The sequence below is a fragment of the Pontimicrobium sp. MEBiC01747 genome, from assembly GCF_053601635.1.
On the sequence record NZ_JBSHNS010000340.1, the window covers coordinates 1 to 2,373 of the forward strand.

The 2,373-nt window shown below is 30.0% G+C and carries 3 protein-coding genes; 1 reads left to right on the top strand and 2 read right to left on the bottom strand.

The annotated features are described in order from the left end of the window. A partial coding sequence (locus tag ACVC2P_RS11095) for a hypothetical protein (RefSeq protein ID WP_452598537.1) occupies positions 1–441 on the top strand: 441 nt, incomplete at its 5' end. A 55-nt stretch (positions 442–496) separates the two neighbouring features. Here ACVC2P_RS11095 and ACVC2P_RS11100 read toward each other — a convergent pair. Both ACVC2P_RS11100 and ACVC2P_RS11105 read right to left on the bottom strand, forming a co-directional pair. Beyond that, entirely contained in the window at positions 497–1,594 is a 1,098-nt protein-coding gene (locus tag ACVC2P_RS11100) for an oxidoreductase (RefSeq protein WP_452598538.1), read from the bottom strand. A 50-nt stretch (positions 1,595–1,644) separates the two neighbouring features. Then, positions 1,645–2,373: hypothetical protein (locus ACVC2P_RS11105; RefSeq protein WP_452598539.1), on the bottom strand; the 729-nt coding region annotated here is incomplete at its 5' end.

A 2,373-nucleotide genomic window follows, 5' to 3' on the forward strand; every position in this document is an offset into this window, starting at 1 on the left:
CTATTACTACTCCTTACAGTTAATATGCACGCCCAGCGCATAAGTAAGGATAAATTAAAAGCTTTAAAAATAGCACATATTACCGAAAAACTAGACTTAACCACAAAAGAAGCTCAAGACTTTTGGCCTATATACAATGCAAATGAAGAAGCAAGACATAAAATTAGAGAAAAGAGCGATTTAAAACATAAATTAAAAGGTAAAAACCCTGAAGATTTAACAGAAGCCGAAGCTAAAATGCTTTTGGATAATATTATTAAAATTGAAGAAGAACGTATTAAGCTACAAAAAAGTTATTACAAAAAACTTCAAGAGGTACTTTCTGCTAAAAAAATAATGAAACTTATGCAGGCCGATAGATCTTTTAGACAAAAAATGATTAGAGAGTTTAAAGAACGACATAGAGGTAAAAAAGGAGAAATAAGAAAGTCAAGACATTAAAAAACAGCCAATTGGCTGTTTTTTTTTAATATCTCTATAGCATAAGGTAATCTTCTTATTTAAACGTTAATTTAGAGATTTTTTTATTTCCAGCTGCAAAAGCGATACTGTCATTTAAAAACCTAATAGTATAATACCCATCATCACTTAAATGTTTCCAAGTGTTTCCGCTATCGTTAGAATAATCTATCCCTTTATAACCAATAGCAACTAAAGCCTTTCCGCCACTATTAGGTACATATTTAACACAACTTCTATACCCTGGGTTTTGGTTTTGTGCAACCAACTCCCATGTTTTTCCACCGTCTTTAGTCTTTATTTTGTTAGCTGCATTCGCCTCTGGTTTTGTATAATCACCACCAATAGCATAACCATTCAATTCATCATAAAAATCTACAGAATAAATTCCTGTTGTTTCTATACCTTGTATTATAGGCGTTTCAAAAACCTGCCAAGTATGTCCTTTATCTGGTGAATATAAAATTCTACTGGTTTTACCACCAGTAGCAACCCATGTTTTATCACCTACTATAGCAATATTAGTATCACTAGCTGCAAAAGCAGCCTCTCCATCCTTAGCTTTTGGTAATACATCACAAGATAACTTAGACCATGAATTCCCACCATCTCTTGTAACTATAATACTCATACAATCTTCTGTAGGATCTCCAATAGCAATACCTTCCTCCTCATTCCAAAACTCCATAGAATCATAAAATGCTTTCTCATTTACTTCTGTATAAACTAGCTTTATTTTTTCTTTATCAACATCTAGATTATACACTAAAGTAGGGTTACCAATACTAATCCCATAAGCAGTTTTTTTGTTTACAGCCAAAGCCCTAAAATTAGGCAAAATAGAATCGTGCTTTAATTGAATAGGAAAGTTTTTAATGTAGTCTTTTTTTATATTTATTGTAACATCGGGCATAACAAAAGTTCCAAATTGCCCTTTAGAAGTTAAAAAAGCAAAACCATCTTTCTTTTTAATTACTTCAAGAGCCCTTACGTTTAAAGTAGAATCTTCAATAAGCACATCAATATCTACAGCGCTAATTGTTTTTATACTAGGCCTAGCCTCTTTCATTAAACGCTTATTACCGCATGACATAACCAGTAATACTAACAGTAAAACAATATTAATTCTATTCATTTATAACAATTTTAATTCTGTCAATAAATATAATGCATTTGTTTTACAGATTATCTCTTTTTATAGAACGATTTGCCAATCGTTTTTATAGATATAATATTTAAAGGAAACTCCATAAAAACATGAATCATACTTAAAAACAACAACATAATTAAACCAACTTTATAACTATAAAAATACAATGCTACAGAAGCGATCCATAACACCATTATAACAATTGTCTTTTTTTTATTTAAACGTTTATGCCAACCAATAACAGTAGTTTTAGAAAACCAGTTTAAATAATGATAAGTATAAGCAAAAGCAATAAACATTTGCACTTTTAGATCTATACTCTCATAAAAAAAGAACTTTGTCCCATCACTTAAACCAAGTAATTTATAGATATGCACATTAATAATATGGAAATTGTTCTCTGTAAATATTTGCTTAACACTATCAGAAAAATGATACGATTTACCATCAATATTAATAATAGCAATAATAACAGGAACAAGCAGTAATAAAATAACATTAAAATAACCTACACGAGCTTTGGTTTTTAAATTGCCATACCACATAAACAACAATGTAAAAAGGTATACATGAATTATAGTCGGTAAAAAAACGCTAAATAAAATAATAGACGCTTCTACATTGCGCAATAAATAAGCAACAATTAACCCCAAGATAACGACTCCGTATTGCTTCTTTCTATCTTTAAAGTTCAACAAGGCGAAAGCAATAACTATTGCCAGAAAAAACAGTGCAGTATCGTACTTTAAAATAATGTATCGTAT